Annotated in this window: 16 protein-coding genes; 9 read left to right on the top strand and 7 right to left on the bottom strand. The window is 70.2% G+C overall.

All coding sequences use genetic code 11. The annotated features are described in order from the left end of the window. Positions 1 to 99: 99 nt before the first annotated feature. On the bottom strand, positions 100 to 2,364 hold the full coding sequence (locus tag MYF83_RS21615; RefSeq protein WP_248962400.1) for a transglycosylase domain-containing protein: 2,265 nt from the start codon (positions 2,362 to 2,364) through the stop codon (positions 100 to 102). Between the two features lie 269 nt (positions 2,365 to 2,633). On the opposite strand from MYF83_RS21615, the gene MYF83_RS21610 reads away from it, so the two are divergent. Beyond that, the gene (locus tag MYF83_RS21610; protein ID WP_114029663.1) at positions 2,634 to 2,930 is read left to right on the top strand and encodes a WhiB family transcriptional regulator; all 297 of its coding nucleotides are present in this window, start codon (positions 2,634 to 2,636) and stop codon (positions 2,928 to 2,930) included. A 101-nt stretch (positions 2,931 to 3,031) separates the two neighbouring features. Here MYF83_RS21610 and bagB read toward each other — a convergent pair whose 3' ends face one another. Together bagB and bagA are read right to left on the bottom strand one after the other, a co-directional pair. Then, complete coding sequence (gene bagB, locus MYF83_RS21605; RefSeq protein ID WP_248962437.1) at positions 3,032 to 4,132, bottom strand: ATPase BagB; 1,101 nt, start codon at positions 4,130 to 4,132, stop codon at positions 3,032 to 3,034. Positions 4,133 to 4,254: 122 nt separating this feature from the next. Next, on the bottom strand, positions 4,255 to 5,259 hold the full coding sequence (gene bagA / locus MYF83_RS21600) for an ATPase BagA (RefSeq protein WP_248962399.1): 1,005 nt from the start codon (positions 5,257 to 5,259) through the stop codon (positions 4,255 to 4,257). A 151-nt stretch (positions 5,260 to 5,410) separates the two neighbouring features. Between bagA and sp36 the strand changes: the two genes are divergently transcribed. The 5 genes from sp36 (at position 5,411) to MYF83_RS21575 (ending at position 8,070) form a co-directional block, all read left to right on the top strand. Then, positions 5,411 to 5,566 carry a Sp36 family protein gene (sp36, locus tag MYF83_RS21595; RefSeq protein ID WP_248962398.1) on the top strand — a complete coding sequence of 52 codons (156 nt, stop codon included), beginning with the start codon at positions 5,411 to 5,413 and terminating at the stop codon, positions 5,564 to 5,566. Continuing rightward, the gene (locus tag MYF83_RS21590) at positions 5,563 to 6,024 is read left to right on the top strand and encodes a RidA family protein (protein WP_248962397.1); all 462 of its coding nucleotides are present in this window, start codon (positions 5,563 to 5,565) and stop codon (positions 6,022 to 6,024) included. Before sp36 ends, MYF83_RS21590 begins: the two co-directional genes overlap by 4 nt. A gap of 168 nt (positions 6,025 to 6,192) precedes the next feature. Further along, positions 6,193 to 7,074 carry an NUDIX hydrolase gene (locus MYF83_RS21585; protein ID WP_248962396.1) on the top strand — a complete coding sequence of 294 codons (882 nt, stop codon included), beginning with the start codon at positions 6,193 to 6,195 and terminating at the stop codon, positions 7,072 to 7,074. Beyond that, positions 7,071 to 7,874: an MBL fold metallo-hydrolase gene (locus MYF83_RS21580; protein ID WP_248962395.1), complete on the top strand. Its 804-nt coding sequence runs from the start codon at positions 7,071 to 7,073 to the stop codon at positions 7,872 to 7,874. Before MYF83_RS21585 ends, MYF83_RS21580 begins: the two co-directional genes overlap by 4 nt. Positions 7,875 to 7,908: 34 nt before the next feature. After that, entirely contained in the window at positions 7,909 to 8,070 is a 162-nt protein-coding gene (locus MYF83_RS21575) for a hypothetical protein (protein ID WP_248962394.1), read from the top strand. Here MYF83_RS21575 and MYF83_RS21570 read toward each other — a convergent pair. After that, positions 8,052 to 8,732, bottom strand: coding sequence for a Crp/Fnr family transcriptional regulator (locus tag MYF83_RS21570; protein ID WP_248962393.1), 681 nt, complete (start codon positions 8,730 to 8,732; stop codon positions 8,052 to 8,054). The genes MYF83_RS21575 and MYF83_RS21570 overlap by 19 nt on opposite strands. Before the next feature lie 192 nt (positions 8,733 to 8,924). Here MYF83_RS21570 and nth point away from each other — a divergent pair, with 192 nt between their 5' ends. Together nth and MYF83_RS21560 are read left to right on the top strand one after the other, a co-directional pair. Next, on the top strand, positions 8,925 to 9,581 hold the full coding sequence (gene nth, locus MYF83_RS21565; RefSeq protein WP_248962392.1) for an endonuclease III: 657 nt from the start codon (positions 8,925 to 8,927) through the stop codon (positions 9,579 to 9,581). A gap of 277 nt (positions 9,582 to 9,858) precedes the next feature. Then, positions 9,859 to 10,506 (top strand): NUDIX hydrolase, encoded by a 648-nt coding sequence (locus MYF83_RS21560; RefSeq protein WP_248962391.1) that lies wholly within the window; start codon positions 9,859 to 9,861, stop codon positions 10,504 to 10,506. A gap of 4 nt (positions 10,507 to 10,510) precedes the next feature. Here MYF83_RS21560 and MYF83_RS21555 read toward each other — a convergent pair whose 3' ends face one another. Continuing rightward, positions 10,511 to 11,200, bottom strand: a complete 690-nt coding sequence (locus tag MYF83_RS21555; protein WP_248962390.1) for a HEAT repeat domain-containing protein — start codon at positions 11,198 to 11,200, stop codon at positions 10,511 to 10,513. 62 nt (positions 11,201 to 11,262) lie between these two features. Between MYF83_RS21555 and MYF83_RS21550 the strand changes: the two genes are divergently transcribed. Beyond that, positions 11,263 to 12,453 carry a MarP family serine protease gene (locus MYF83_RS21550; RefSeq protein WP_248962389.1) on the top strand — a complete coding sequence of 397 codons (1,191 nt, stop codon included), beginning with the start codon at positions 11,263 to 11,265 and terminating at the stop codon, positions 12,451 to 12,453. A 97-nt stretch (positions 12,454 to 12,550) separates the two neighbouring features. Here MYF83_RS21550 and MYF83_RS21545 read toward each other — a convergent pair whose 3' ends face one another. Then, complete coding sequence (locus MYF83_RS21545) at positions 12,551 to 13,102, bottom strand: DUF309 domain-containing protein (RefSeq protein ID WP_248962388.1); 552 nt, start codon at positions 13,100 to 13,102, stop codon at positions 12,551 to 12,553. A 107-nt stretch (positions 13,103 to 13,209) separates the two neighbouring features. Then, the gene (locus MYF83_RS21540; protein ID WP_248962387.1) at positions 13,210 to 14,136 is read right to left on the bottom strand and encodes an alpha/beta fold hydrolase; all 927 of its coding nucleotides are present in this window, start codon (positions 14,134 to 14,136) and stop codon (positions 13,210 to 13,212) included. Positions 14,137 to 14,138: the final 2 nt, after the last annotated feature.

The following is a 14,138-nucleotide window of genomic DNA, read 5'->3' as shown; positions in this document are numbered from 1 at the left end:
GCCGTGCGGTGGCCGCACGGCGTGGCCTTCTCGATCCGCTGGATGTTGAAGTGCCCTCCACAAAGGTTCATGTGGAGGGCACTTCGCGTTTTGGTGTGATCAGCCGGCGGGGGCGGTGGGGACGACGGTGACGGGGTCGGTTCCGCGGCCGTTCCCGCCGCCGCGGTTGCCGTGGTTGTTGTCCGGGTTGCCGAGGTCCGGGCCCTGGCCGTTGTCGTTGGGAACGGGGTAGCCGGTGCCGTCGTTCGCGATCGGGTCCTTCCGGGGACGCTTGGGCGCGCAGCCGGCGCTGCAGCCACCGAAGCGGCTCATGTCCGGTGGAGTGAAGGAGGAAGGCTCGATGTTGGCCAGGGCGCTCAGCATCGTGGCCTTCCAGATCTGGCCGGAGATGGTGGCGCCGAACACCTCGCCGTAGTAGCGGCCGCCGATGGTCACGCCGCGCAGCGGGTGGGTGTAGGACCCGCGCGGGTCGCCGAGGCTGACGGCTGCGGCGAGGTCGGGGGTGTACCCGGCGAACCAGGCGGTCATGGAGCCGTCGGTGGTGCCGGTCTTGCCGGCGGCGTCCCGGCCGATGCCGCCGACGCCCCGCATCGTGCCCTTGGTGAACACGCCCGAGAGGATGTCGCTGACCGCGTCGGCGACCTCCTCCTCGATCGCCTGCTTGCAGGACGGCTTGAACTCGGTCGTCTTGCCGTTGCGGTCGGTGATCGCGGTGATCGCCATCGGCTTGCAGTACTTGCCGCGTGCGCCGAAGGTCGCGTAGGCGCTGGCCACGGTGACCGGGTCCATCTCGTTGACGCCGAGGGTGAAGGTCTCGACTTCCTGCAGCTTGCCACCGTCGGAGCGCTTGATGCCGAGGTCCTTGGCGGTCTTGACGACGTCGCAGAGCCCGACCTTCTTCTCCAGGTTCAGGAAGAAGGTGTTGACCGATCCCCAGGTGCCGGTCTGGAGGGTCTTGAAGCCGCCGCCGCCCTCGGAGTTGTGGGCGACGTGGTTGGGGTCGCCGACGTTCTCGCCCTTGCAGTTCTTGAAGTCGCTGTAGCCGCCGGCCTGGAAGCTGCTGCCGGAGTTGATGCCGTCGTTGAACTTCATGCCCTCTTCGAGCGCCGTGGTGAGGGTGAAGACCTTGAACGTCGAACCGGCCTGGAACCCGGTGCCGCCGCCGTGCGCGGCGTCGGCGACCAGGTTGTAGGTGGACTGGTTCTTCTTCTTGCTCCGGCCGTACTTGCGGCTGGCGGCCATGGCCTTGATGGCGCCGGTGCCCGGCTCGACCAGGGCCTCGGCGGCGACCGGCTTGTCGGAGGCGTTGACCCACTGCTTGATGGCCTTGTCGGCGGCCTTCTGCATCTTGGTGTCGAGCGTGGTCTTGATGGTCAGGCCGCCGCGGTTGAGGAACTCCTGGCGGGCCTTCGGGGTCTTGCCGAACTGCGAGTCGTTGCGGATCTCGTTCTGGACGTACATGCAGAAGTACGGGTAGTCGCTCTCTTCGCAGCCACCGGGGATGTCGATGTCCTTGAAGACCAGCTTCTTGGCCTTGGCCGTCGCGGCCTGCTCAGGAGTGATCTTCTTCAGCTCGGCCATGCGGTCGAGCACGGTGTTGCGGCGGGCCAGCAGGGCCGCCTTGTGCTGCTTGCCGAGGTTCGGGTCCGTCGCGTTGGGGTTCTGCACGGCTCCCGCGAGCGTGGCCGCCTCCTCGAGGTTCAGCTTGGAGGCGGGCTTGTCGAAGAACCGCTTGGAGGCGGACTGGATGCCGTACGCGCTGGCGCCGAAGTAGGCGATGTTGAGGTAGCGCTCGAGGATCTCGTCCTTGGTGTACTTCTGCTCGATGCCCATGGCGTACCGGAGCTCGTTGAGCTTGCGGGAGACCGTCGGCGCGATGGCGGCGAGCTGCTCTTCCTTGGTCTCGGCCTTGTTGAGCAGCACCTGCTTTACGTACTGCTGGGTGATCGAGGAGCCACCCTGGGAGACGCCGCCGGACTGGAAGTTCTTCATCATGGCGCGTGCGAAGCCTTCGAGGTCGAGGGCGCCGTGCTCGTAGAAGCGGAAGTCCTCGATGGAGATGATCGCCTCGCGCATGACGGGAGCGACCTTCTCCAGGGGAACCGACTCGCGGTTCTGGTAGTAGAACTGTGCGATGAGCTTGCCGCTGGCGTCGCGGATCTCCGTCTTCTCGGGAAGATCCGGTTCGTTGAGGTCCTCAGGGTTGAGGTTGAGCACGTCTGAGGCGCTCTTGACCCCCACGCCGGCTCCGCCGACGGCAGGCAGCGCGATCGCCGCGGCCAGCACACCCGCGGCGACGGCGGCTGCGATCAGCCGTACGAGATTCCCTACTGCGGACCCGTTGCCTTTGCCTTGAGCTTGCACGAGTCCAAGAGTATGCCGAACCACTGACCCAATAGGTACCCAAAGCCCATTTCGCATTGACTCGCCCGCTACCCGCGACGGGGATGACTAGTCATTCCCGGCCACATGGCCTGACATGACCATGTGTGAAATTGACCCGCCCGGGGTCTGTCGGTCCGAACGTCTGGTTGCGTACGTTCTCCTCTGCGGCAACTGAATAAGGAGGCTCGACGCCCGCGCCCGTCGGCCGCCAAGTGACGACTGACCACCTATAGGGGAGTGGGGTCGAAATGTGGATCACGGATTGGACCTCCCGTGCCGCCTGTCGGGGTGCGGATCCTGACGCGTTGTTCGTCCAGGGTGCCGCCCAGAACAGGGCGAAGCTCATCTGCCGAGGATGCCCGGTCCGTACCGAATGCCTCGCGGATGCACTGGACAATCGCATCGAGTTCGGGGTCTGGGGCGGGATGACCGAGCGGGAGCGGCGAGCGCTGCTCCGGCGGCGGCCGGATGTCACTTCCTGGCGTGACCTGCTGGAGGTCGCGAAGGAAGAGTACGAGCGGACCAACGAGCTGATTGCCGGCTGAGTTCAGGGGCGGAGGCGGGACATCGCCTCGCGCCCTTCATCGCGCGCGAGGGGCTGGTGACGGCCCCTCATTCGCGTCACCAGAGTCCACCATCATGATCATCAGGATGCGAGGAGTTCGCCGATCTGGCGTAGACCCGCGAGATCGTGCACGTCCTCCGGCATCGCCAGCACTTCGGCGATCGGCACCGTGGGGTGGGCCGACGCGAAGTGCTCCTGTTCCCGATGCTCGCGCGCGGCGAGCTGCATACGTCCGGCGTGAAGCCGCAACACGGCGGCCGTGAGTTCATGCTCGCCACGTGACTCCAGATCCTCCGCGGCGGCGGCGCTGCGAGCGGCCGAGAGGGCCGGCGCGGGGGAGCGGTGCACCCGGTTGACCACCAGGCCGGCCAGGGGCATGCTCTCCTCGGCCAGCCGCTCCACGAAGTACGAGGCCTCCCGCATCGCGTCCCGTTCCGGCGCGGCCACGACGAGGAACGCGGTGCCGGGTGCCTGGAGCAGACGGTAGGTCTGCTCCGCCCGCTGCCTGAACCCGCCGAAGACGGCGTCGAGGGCCCCGACGAAGGTCTGGATGTCCTTGAGGAACTGCGCGCCCAAGATCTTGGTAATCGCGCCCGCGACCAGGCTGAAACCGGCGTTGAGCAGCTTGAACGCGCTCCGGCCTCCTGCCTTGGCGGGCGCCATGAGGATCCTGATCAGCCGCCCGTCGAGGAAGCGGCCAAGCCGTTCCGGCGCGTCGAGGAAGTCGAGCGCCGACCGCGACGGCGGCGTGTCGACGATGATCAGATCCCACTCGTCCGACCGGCGGAGCTGGCCGAGCTTCTCCATCGCCATGTATTCCTGCGTGCCGGAGAAGCTGGACGACAACGACTCGTAGAACGGGTTGGTGAGGATCTGCCGCGCGCGTTCGGGGTCGGCGTGCGCCTCGATGATCTCGTCGAACGTCCGCTTCATGTCGAGCATCATCGCGTGCAGCTCGCCCGGTCCCTGGACGCCGGCGACCAGGCGCGGGGTGTTGTCCAGCTCGGTGAGCCCCATCGACTGGGCGAGACGCCGCGCGGGGTCGACGGTGAGCACGACCACGCGCCGGCCGCGCTCGGCCGCCCGCAGGCCGAGGGCCGCCGCCGTCGTGGTCTTCCCCACGCCACCCGAGCCGCAGCACACGACGATGCGCGTGTGCGGGTCGTCCAGGACGGCGTCCATGTCCAGAACCGGCGAGGCCCGGCGCGCGCCGTCGCCCAGGTGACCGGCGAAGGCCCCGTGACCGTCGGACTCGCTCACCGCGAAGCCGGCGGCCAGGTGGGGGGCTTCCTCGGGATGAGGCTTCACGCTGCTCCCTGCGAACACATTGTTTCGGCCAGCTCGTAGAGGCCCGCGAGGTCGGCGCCCTCGGGCAGGAGCGGCAGCTCGTACCGCGGCACCGTGGCCTCGGCGAGCGTCTGCCTCTCGCGCCGCTCCAGAGCGGTGCGCTGTGCGTGCTCGACGACCTCCGCGGCCAGCGCCTCGGCGATCGAGGACGATCCGGCGGCGCCGTCGGTGAGGCCGGCCGCCTTGAGGCCGAGCGTCAGATCGGCGGCGTCGAAGCCGCCGTCGGCCGCCGCGTCGAGGGCCGCCTCCGGCAGCAGTTCGGGGCGGACCATGTTGATGAAGATCCCGCCGACGGGAAGCTTGGCCTCGTGAAGGCTCTGGATGCCGTCCAGCGTCTCCTGGACCGGCATCTCCTCCAGCAGCGTGACGAAGTGCACCGCGGTCTCCGGCGAGGCGACGACGCCGCGGACCAGGTCGGCGTGGTTCTTGACCGGGCCGATCCGCGCGAGGCCGGCCACCTCCGAGGTCACGTTGAGGAACCGGGTGATCCGCCCGGTCGGCGGCGCGTCCATGACGACGGTGTCGTACACGCGCCTGCCCGACTTGTCGCGGCGGCGCACGGCTTCGCTGGTCTTGCCGGTGACGAGCACGTCGCGCAGCCCGGGGGCGATGGTCGTCGCGAAGTCCACGAGCCCGATCTTGTTGAGGGCCTTCCCTGCCCGCTTCATCCCGTAGAACATCTCGACGTATTCGAGCATCGCCTCTTCTGGGTCGATGGCGAGCGCGTACACGTCGCCGCCGTCCGGTGCCACAGCGATCTTGCGTTCTTCGTACGGCAGGGGTGGGGTGTCGAAGACCTGGGCGATGCCCTGGCGTCCCTCCACTTCGACGAGCAGTACTTTCCGGCCGCCCGCCGCCAGGGCGAGGGCCAGCGCGGCGGCCACGGTCGTCTTGCCCGTGCCGCCCTTGCCGGTCACGACATGAAGTCGTACGCCGTCCCAATCGGTGTCGCGAGCGCTCACGCTTCGAAGGCTACCCAACGGTCACTTTTCGATTCGCCGTCCGCCCTCATCAGGGGCCAGTTGCGACGCACTTCACACCCCCGGACGGCCGCGCTCCGCCGGCCCGGTGGCCGTGCCGCGTACGGAGGCCGGGCCCGTCTACAGTGCCATCATGAAGCGCTACGAATACGCGACTGTTCCGCTGCTGACGCATGCGACAAAGCAGATTCTCGACAACTGGGGCCAGGACGGCTGGGAGCTCGTCACGGTCATTCCGGGGCCGAACCCCGAGCAGCTCGTCGCCTACATGAAGCGGGAGAAGGCATGAGCACGCCCGAAGATCGTCTCAAGGAACTGGGGCTGACCCTTCCCGAGATCGTCAAGCCGCTGGCCGCGTACGTGCCCGCGGTGCGCACGGGGAACTACGTCTACTGCTCGGGCCAGATCCCCATGGAGAACGGCAAGCTCGGCCCGACGGGCAAGGTCGGCGCCGAGGTGACGGCCGAGGAGGCCAAGCGCCAGGCGAGGATCTGCGCGCTCAACGGCCTCGCGGCGCTCGCGTCGGCCGCAGGCGGCCTGTCGAACGTCGTGCGCATCGTCAAGGTCGTCGGCTTCGTGGCCAGCGCGCCCGGCTTCACCGGCCAGCCGAGCGTCATCAACGGCGCCAGCGAGCTGTTCGCCGAGGTCTTCGGGGACGCGGGCATCCACGCGCGCAGCGCCGTCGGCGTGGCGGCCCTGCCGCTGGACGTTCCCGTCGAGGTGGAGCTCATCGCCGAGGTGCGATAGCCGTCAGACCACAAGCCGTATGGCCGTGAGATCCGCAAGCTGGCAGCCGCTGGAGCCCACGTACAGTGCCATGACACCATGGTCCGGCCGAGCGTCGTTCGGTTGGACCATGGAGGTGGCTTGACCACCTCACCCCTGAAGGGGAGTCTCCACGCTCAAGGAGAGTTGATGAACGGCATCCCGTTGCCTGGAGAGTTCGGCGAGCGCGCCCGCGCGATCCTGTCGGGCGAGATCGCTCCCGTGCCCGCCAGGGACGCCGCGACGGTGGTGCTCCTGCGCAGCCTCCGCGACCAGAACGGCCCCGAGGGGCCCGGCGGGGATGGTCGGGATGGCGACGGAGGCCTCGAGGTCTACATGCTGCGGCGCGCGGCGAGCATGGCGTTCGCCGCCGGCGCGTACGTCTTCCCTGGCGGCTCGGTGGATCCGCGCGACGCCGACCAGGCCGTGGCCTGGGCCGGCCCGGCGCCCGAGACCTGGGGCCGCCTCTTCGGCGCCGACATCGGCACCGCGCGCGGCCTGGTCTGCGCGGCGGTGCGCGAGACCTTCGAGGAGTCGGGGGTCCTGCTGGCAGGGCCGAGCGCCGACAGGGTGGTCGCCGACACCACGGGTGACGACTGGGAGGCCGACCGTGAGGCGCTGATCGACCGGCGCCTGTCGCTCGCTGAGTTCCTGAACAAGCGGGACCTGGTGCTGCGCGCCGACCTGCTCAGGCCATGGGGCCACTGGATCACGCCGGACGTCGAGCACAAGCGGTTCGACACGCGGTTCTTCGTGGCCGCGATGCCGGCCGGCCAGCGCACCCGAGACGTGGGCGGGGAGGCGGACGAGGTCGCCTGGCTGCGCCCGGAGCGGGCCCTCGACCGCGCCAAGAAGGGTGAGATCTTTCTACTGCCGCCCACGTTCCGCACGTTGGCTGATATTTCGGAATTTGAGGATGTCGACGCGGTGATGGCGTGCGACCGGAAGATCGTGACGTTCCAGCCCCGCGCCGCCGAGGTGGACGGCGAGATGTGGCTCGTCATCCCGGACGAGGAGTACCGATTGCCATGAGTGGTCTGCGAATCCCCCTGGACGGCCTGGACGGCGCCGGAACGGCCCGGACGACGAACCTGCTGGCGCCCAACGCCTCCCCCATGACCCTCGACGGCACCAACACCTGGGTCATCGGCGAGCCGGACGCGCAGTCCGTACTCGTCGTGGACCCCGGCCCAGACGACGAGGGACACCTGCGGCGTGTGGCCGGGCATCTCGCCGGGCGGCGGGTCGAGGCGATCCTTCTCACGCACGGGCACGAGGACCACAGCGGCGGGGCCAGGCGGTTCGCCGAGATGGTCGGCGCGGGCGTACGGGCCCTGGACCCCCGGCACGTGCTCGGAGAGGAAGGGCTCGCGGACGGCGACGTGGTCACCACCGGCGACCTGGAACTGCGAGTGATCGGCACGCCCGGCCACTCCTTCGACTCCCTCTGCTTCTGGCTGCCGAGTGACGGGGCCATGCTGACCGGGGACACCATCCTCGGCCGCGGCACGACCGTGATCGCGCCCGACGGAGACCTGGCGGACTACCTGCGCAGCCTCGACCGGTTGCGGGCGCGCGCCGAGGTCACGGCGGCGCGGGTGCTGCTGCCCGGCCACGGGCCGATGCTCCCGGAGCCCCTCGCGGTGCTGGACGGCTACATCGCCCACCGGCGGGAGCGACTGGAGCAGATCAGGAAGGCGCGGGCCGGCGGAGCCAGGACGCCGCGGGAGATCGTGGAGATCGTCTACGCCGAGGTCCCCGAGGACCTGTGGCCGGCGGCCGAATGGTCGGTACGGGCGCAGCTCGACTACCTCGACGATCCGGGCACATAGGACGGGCATCCGGGGACGCCCGGGCGCGCAGGGCATGCGAGAACGCCTGGCCGCGCAGGGCATCCGGGAACGCCCGGGCGCGCAGGGCATGCGAGAACGCCCGGGCGCGCAGGGCATGCGAGAACGCCTGGCCGCGCAGGGCATCCGGGGACGCCCGGGCGCGCAGGGCGGACGGGGCTACCTGGAACGGGCGTAGAGGCGGTCGGCGTCCATGATGACGACGGCCTTGGCCTCGATGCGGAGCCAGCCGCGCTGCGCGAAGTCGGCGAGGGCCTTGTTCACGGTCTCGCGCGAGGCGCCGACGTACTGGGCCAGTTCCTCCTGCGTGAGGTCGTGGTGGACCCGCAGGCCCTCCTCGGTCCGCTGGCCGAAGCGCTCGGCGAGGTCCAGCAGCGCCTTGCCCACCCGGCCCGGCACGTCGGTGAAGACGAGGTCGGCCATCACGTCGTTGGTGCGGCGGAGCCGCTGCGCGAGGGCACGCAGCAGGTGGAGGGCGACCTCAGGGCGACCGGTCAGCCAGGGGCGCAGGTCGTCGTGGCCTAATCCGGCCAGGCGCACGTCCGTCAGCGCGATCGCGCTGGCCGTGCGGGGCCGGGGGTCGAACAGCGACAGCTCGCCGAACATCTCGCTCGGGCCGAGCACGCTCAGCAGGTTCTCGCGGCCGTCGGGCGCGGTGCGGATCAGCTTGATCTTGCCGTCCAGCACGACGTAGAGCCTGTCGCCCGTCTCGCCCTCGCTGAAGAGGGTCTGCCCCTTGTGGAGCTCCACCTCTGAGATGCCCGTACGGAGCGCGGCGGCGCTCTCGCGGTCGAGCGCGGAGAACAAAGGGGCCTTACCCAGCACGTCGTCGGTATTCACGGTGCCTCCTCGTTCCGGTGGTCGCGCCACCACGACTGCGCGCCACGCCTGGGATCGCGCTCGCTGCTAGACATTGTGACGTACCGCACCAAGCGGGTCTCATAGAGCCCTTACGCGTAGGCTGTCGGGGTGCCCCGCAAAGTGACCTCCGCTGGGGAGTCCCGGCTCTCCTTGGTGCGCCGAGCTCGACGAATGATCCGAATTCTGGCGGAAACGTATCCTGACGCCCATTGTGAGCTCGACTTCGGCAACCCCCTCGAGCTGCTGGTCGCAACGATCCTCTCCGCGCAGTGTACGGACAAAAGGGTCAACCTGGTTACTCCAGTCCTTTTTGCCAAATACCGGACAGGGGCTGACTATGCCGGCGCCGACCGGGCCGAGCTGGAAGAGATCATCCGGTCGACCGGGTTCTTCCGCGCCAAGGCCAACAGCATCATCGGCATGGCCCAGACCCTCTGCGAGCGCTACGGCGGCGAGGTGCCCGGCAAGCTGAAGGACCTCGTCACGCTCCCGGGCGTCGGCAGGAAGACCGCCAACGTGGTGCTCGGCAACGCCTTCGGCGTGCCGGGGATCACGGTCGACACCCACTTCCAGCGCCTCACCCGCCGCTTCGGATGGACGACGGAGACCGACCCCGTCAAGATCGAGCACGCCGTCGGCGAGCTGATTCCGAAGAGCCAGTGGACGCAGATGTCCCACTACCTGATCTGGCACGGCAGGCGCGTCTGCCACGCCCGCCGGCCCGCGTGCGGCGCTTGCCCGCTCGCGAGCCTGTGCCCCTCCTACGGCGAGGGACCGACCGACCCCGCCCAGGCGGCCAAGCTCGTCCGCCCCGGCCCGTTCTCCTGACGGCACAGCCCTGTCCGGCGCGCTCGCGACGGCGGTCCCCGAGAGGTACCGCCGAGCGCGGTCCCTCGGGGGGGGGGGGGGGGAAGCCGCCGGACAGGGTCTTCGGGGTGGGAAGCCGCCGGACAGGGTCCCTCGGGGTGGGAAGCCGCCGGACAGGGTCCCTCGGGGTGGGAAGCCGCCGGACAGGGTCCCTCGGGGTGGGAGGCTGCCGGACAGGGTCTCTCCGGGTGGGAAGCTGCCGGACGCGGCCGATGTTGCTCCCCGCAGGAGGTATCGCATGACTGCTCCCGTGCCCGGCTGGTTACACGATCTCGCGGCGAACGCCGTCCACCATCCCGTGCCGGCAGCGTTGCGCCCGCCGGTCGACGGCGGACGCGCCGCCGCCGTCCTGCTGTTGTTCGGCGAGTCGGCGGAGGGCCCCGACATCCTGCTGATCCAGCGCAGCGCGAAGGGACGCAACCACGCCGGCCAGCCCGCGTTCCCCGGCGGAGGGGTGGATCCCGGCGACGGCGGGCCCGTGGGAGCGGCCCTGCGCGAGGCGGAGGAGGAGACGGGCCTCGATCCCACCGGCGTGCGGGTGGTCGGCGAGCTCCCGGAGCTGTACGTCTGGCGTAGCGACAACAGGGTGACACCCGTGCTGGGCTGGTGGCACACGCCGTGCGCCGTCCACGCAGCCTCGCCCGACGAGGTCGACGCCGTGGCCCGCGTGCCGATCGCCGAACTGGTCGATCCCCGCAACCGGCTGCGGTTGCGCCTTCCCGGCGGGTTCGCGGGGCCCGCGTTCAAGGTGCGCGGCATGCTCGTCTGGGGGTTCACGGCCGGCGTCCTCAACGACGTCCTCGCCGCCACCGGCTTCGAACGCCCGTGGGACGGCGAGCGCGTGGAGGAACTGCCCCCCGAGATGCTCAGGCTGGCCCGGCGCTAGGCCCCTACGGGAGGATGAGGCCGAGGGCCGCCCAGTCGGCCACGTCCTCGTCCTCGTCCCTGGCGAGCCGGCGGAGGGCCGCGAGCCCGGCCGGGTCCGCGGGACGGCCCAGGACGTGCGACAGCGCGTACGCGGCGCCGTAGCGCACGGTGGGATCCGGATGAGTGGACAGCTGGATCACCGACGGCAGGGCCCGCTGGTCGCGCAGATGCCCGAACGCGATCAGCACCGCGTGGAGTACGCGCACGTCGTCGTCCGCGGCGGCCAGATAGCGAAGGACGGACAGGCTCTTGTCGAGGAAGGGCCGATGCGGTGTGCCCAGCTCGCCCAGAATGTCCACGCCCAGCACCCGCTCGACGCCGGAGTCGCTCGCACAGAGCCTTCTTGCCTCGGTGAAGGTCTCCAGATCGCCTCGTGCGTGCAAGGCGTCCACGGCGTTCCACCTGGCCGGGCCGTCCGGATCATCGTCCCCCAGCGCCATGGCGATCAGCTCGCCGACGCTTCGCTTCGCCAGCTCGCCGGCCACCCCCGCGTCCGCGCGCACCCACCGCAGGCTGCGAATCCAGGACTGCGGCCTCCCCTCGGCGACGACCGGCACCTCCGTGGCCGCACGCGCTTCCCCTGGCGCGGCGTGCGTGCCCGTGCCGGGGTGCCCGTCCGAACGCCCGTCGCTCGACCCCCCGATCGATACCATGCGCTCAACGATATCGAGCCAACGGGTGCACGGCTCGTGGCCGCGCTGGATACCGTTAAGGCGTGAGCGGCGATCTCCTAGACTTCATCCTGATTGTTCTCGTGATTGCCTTTGCCGTGTCCGGCTACCGGCAAGGGTTCATCATCGGGGCATTCAGCTTCCTCGGCTTCGTCGGGGGAGGTTTTCTCGGGGTGCTGATCGCGCCGCCGATCGCCCACGCGGTCGTCAGCGCCTCCACAGAGCAGGCGCTGCTCGCCATCGTGATCGTGTTCCTCGCGGCGGTGGTCGGCCAGTTCGCCTCCTCCACGATCGGCGCGGTCGTCCGCAGCCACATCACGTGGGAGCCCGCCCGGACGGTCGACGCGGTCGGGGGCACGTTCACCAGCGCACTGTCCGTCCTGGTCATCGCCTGGCTGATCGGCTCGCTGCTGTCCGTCGCCCCCTTTCCCTGGCTGCGCCAGCAGACCAACGGCTCGCTGCTGCTGCAGACCGTCGACGCGGCGATGCCCGACAAGGCCAAAGACTGGCGGCTCTCCTTCAAGAAGTTCGTGGACACCTCGGAGTTCCCGCAGGTGTTCAACGCCATCGGCGGCGGCCAGGTCGTCGAGGTGCCGCCGCCCGACGCCAGCGTGGTCACGGGTCCCCAGCTCCAGCGGGCCCGCCGGGCGATCGTCAAGGTCCAGGGCACCGCGCCCGCCTGCCGCAAGCGCATCGAGGGCACCGGCTTCGTCTTCGCCCCGCACCGCATCATGACCAACGCGCACGTGGTCGCCGGGGTCACCGAGGACCTGCGGGTGACCGACGAGAACCGCGTCGGGCATGACGCTCAGGTCGTGCTCTACAACCCCGACAGGGACATCGCGGTCCTGTACGTCCCCGACATGAACGTGACGCCGCTGAAGTTCGACTACACCGCCGAGGGCCGGGACGACGCGATCATCGCCGGGTTCCCCAAGGGCAAGGGCTTCACGACCAGGCCGGCCAGGATCCGCGTCAAGCAGAACGCCAAGGCGTCGGACATCTACTCCCGCAAGACGGTCACCCGCGAGGTGTACGCCATCCGGGGGCTCGTGCAGCCGGGCAACTCCGGCGGGCCGCTGCTCACCCCGACGGGCCAGGTGTTCGGCGTGATCTTCGCCGCGGCGACCGACCAGGCGGACACCGGGTTCGCGCTCACCGCCGCGGAGGTACGGCCCGACGCCGACGACGGCAGCGGCGCCCTCGCCCGCGTCGACACCCAGGACTGCGACTGACCCCGCCCCGCACCGTCCTGACCTGCTGCTGCTCGACATCCGCATGCCGGTCATGGACGGCATCGAGACGGCCCGCGTCGTGTGCGCGGACAGCGACTCAGCTCTGCTGTGAGGCCCTGAAGACGTCGGCCAGCCGCGTGATCGCGGCGGTGGCGTCGGCCGGCGGGTGCTCGGCGAGGTCGCGCGCCAGGCGCACCGCCTCCGCGAGATCGAGGGAACCCGCCCCGCTCACGGCGTGGCCGGCGGGACCTGGCCCGCTCGTCTCCAGGTCGGTGCTCGTGCCGCTTTCGTACCGGACGATCCGGTCCGCGCCGCGGTCCAGCAGCGTGGCCGCGCCCCGGGTGTTGCCGCGCTGGAGGTGGGTCAGCCCGACGCAGATCTGCGCGAGACCCTGCCAGAGCTCGCGTTCTTCCGGCGGGCCGGTCTTCCAGCGGGCCTCCAGGACCTCATGGGCGTGGAACGGGCGTTCCTCGGCGAGGTAGCCGATCGCGTCGGCGATCGCACACCGCGCGTCCGGCGCGTAGTCGTCCGGGACGCGTTCCACGCCGGGCGCGCCCTTCGGCAGGGGGCGGCCCAGCGCGTCGCGCGGCCGGGCGTTGCGCGGCCGTCCGGCCGGATCCCTGTCTCGGCTCGCCTGTTGCGCGTTCACTGTTCCTCCCGATGCCCGAGGTGTCAGCCGGTCCGGACTCGCCGCCTGCTCGATCGTCCGGTCTGCTCGTGCTTCCCGTCCATTGTCGCCGCCGGTCCGACCGGTGGTCACCGGTCGGGTTCGGGGTCGCCCAGCCAGCCGAGCAGTTCCGCGTCGAACTGCTCGGGACGCTCCTCGTGCGGGAAGTGCCCGACGCCCTCGATGAGCCGCCAGCGGTACGGCGCGGCGACGTACCTGCTGGACCCCTGGGCCGTACGCGGCAGCGTGCAGGTGTCGAGCGAACCGTGCAGCTGCAGCGTCGGCATCTCGATCTCGGTGCGCATGAGCCTGCGGTATCGCAGGCCGTCCGGACGGAGCTGCGAGCGCACGAACCAGCGGTCGTACTCCAGGGCGCAGTGGGCGACGGTGGGAATGCGGAAGACGTCGCGGTAGGTGGCGGACACGTCCTCCTCCGGCCAGCCGGGGCCGGACCACGCGTCCAGGAGCCTGCCGATCCGCGAGGCCCCGTCCTTGGTCAGGCTGCGCTCGGGCAGCAAGGGAAGCTGGAAGCCGAACAGATGCGCGCTGGCCTTGAGCTGCCCGAACGGCTCGGTCAGCATGGCCTGGCGGAGCCGCAGGGGATGCGGAGCCGACACGGTGACCAGGCGCTGCACGACCTTCGGGTCCGTCGCCCCCATGGTCCAGCCCACCAGGCCGCCCCAGTCGTGGCCGACCACGACCGCGCATGTCTCGCCGAGCGCGCGGATCAGCCCCGCCATGCTGCCCGCGAGCGCCGGCAGGTCGTACCCGCGTGGCGGCTTGTCGCTCGCCCCGTAGCCCCGCAGGTCCACCGCGACGGCGCGATAGCCGGCCTGCGCCAGCGACACGAGCTGGTGGCGCCACGTCCACCAGAACTGCGGGAAGCCGTGCAGCAGCAGCACCAAGGGCCCATCGCCGGCCTCCACAATGTGGAACATGCCGTTCCCCGCGTGGACGGAGCGGTGGGTCCAGGGCCCGGGAATCCGGGCCAGCGACTCGTCGGGACGGGCGCTCATGG

This window comes from Sphaerisporangium perillae (genome assembly GCF_023276435.1).
Lineage (GTDB): Bacteria > Actinomycetota > Actinomycetes > Streptosporangiales > Streptosporangiaceae > Sphaerisporangium > Sphaerisporangium perillae.
The sequence above is the reverse complement of the archived record's forward strand: the minus strand, read 5'-3'. Positions and strand labels throughout refer to the sequence as shown.

What these genes read in the sequence shown, in the direction of transcription:
- MYF83_RS21560 (WP_248962391.1), top strand. Translation starts at nt 9,859, where the DNA reads ATGACTGCTCCCGTGCCCGGCTGGTTACACGATCTCGCGGCGAACGCC.
- MYF83_RS21540 (WP_248962387.1), bottom strand. Translation starts at nt 14,136, where the DNA reads ATGAGCGCCCGTCCCGACGAGTCGCTGGCCCGGATTCCCGGGCCCTGG.
- MYF83_RS21575 (WP_248962394.1), top strand. Translation starts at nt 7,909, where the DNA reads ATGCGAGAACGCCTGGCCGCGCAGGGCATCCGGGAACGCCCGGGCGCG.
- MYF83_RS21585 (WP_248962396.1), top strand. Translation starts at nt 6,193, where the DNA reads ATGAACGGCATCCCGTTGCCTGGAGAGTTCGGCGAGCGCGCCCGCGCG.
- MYF83_RS21590 (WP_248962397.1), top strand. Translation starts at nt 5,563, where the DNA reads ATGAGCACGCCCGAAGATCGTCTCAAGGAACTGGGGCTGACCCTTCCC.
- MYF83_RS21555 (WP_248962390.1), bottom strand. Translation starts at nt 11,200, where the DNA reads ATGGTATCGATCGGGGGGTCGAGCGACGGGCGTTCGGACGGGCACCCC.
- bagB (WP_248962437.1), bottom strand. Translation starts at nt 4,132, where the DNA reads ATGGACGCCGTCCTGGACGACCCGCACACGCGCATCGTCGTGTGCTGC.
- MYF83_RS21610 (WP_114029663.1), top strand. Translation starts at nt 2,634, where the DNA reads ATGTGGATCACGGATTGGACCTCCCGTGCCGCCTGTCGGGGTGCGGAT.
- sp36 (WP_248962398.1), top strand. Translation starts at nt 5,411, where the DNA reads ATGAAGCGCTACGAATACGCGACTGTTCCGCTGCTGACGCATGCGACA.
- nth (WP_248962392.1), top strand. Translation starts at nt 8,925, where the DNA reads ATGATCCGAATTCTGGCGGAAACGTATCCTGACGCCCATTGTGAGCTC.
- MYF83_RS21580 (WP_248962395.1), top strand. Translation starts at nt 7,071, where the DNA reads ATGAGTGGTCTGCGAATCCCCCTGGACGGCCTGGACGGCGCCGGAACG.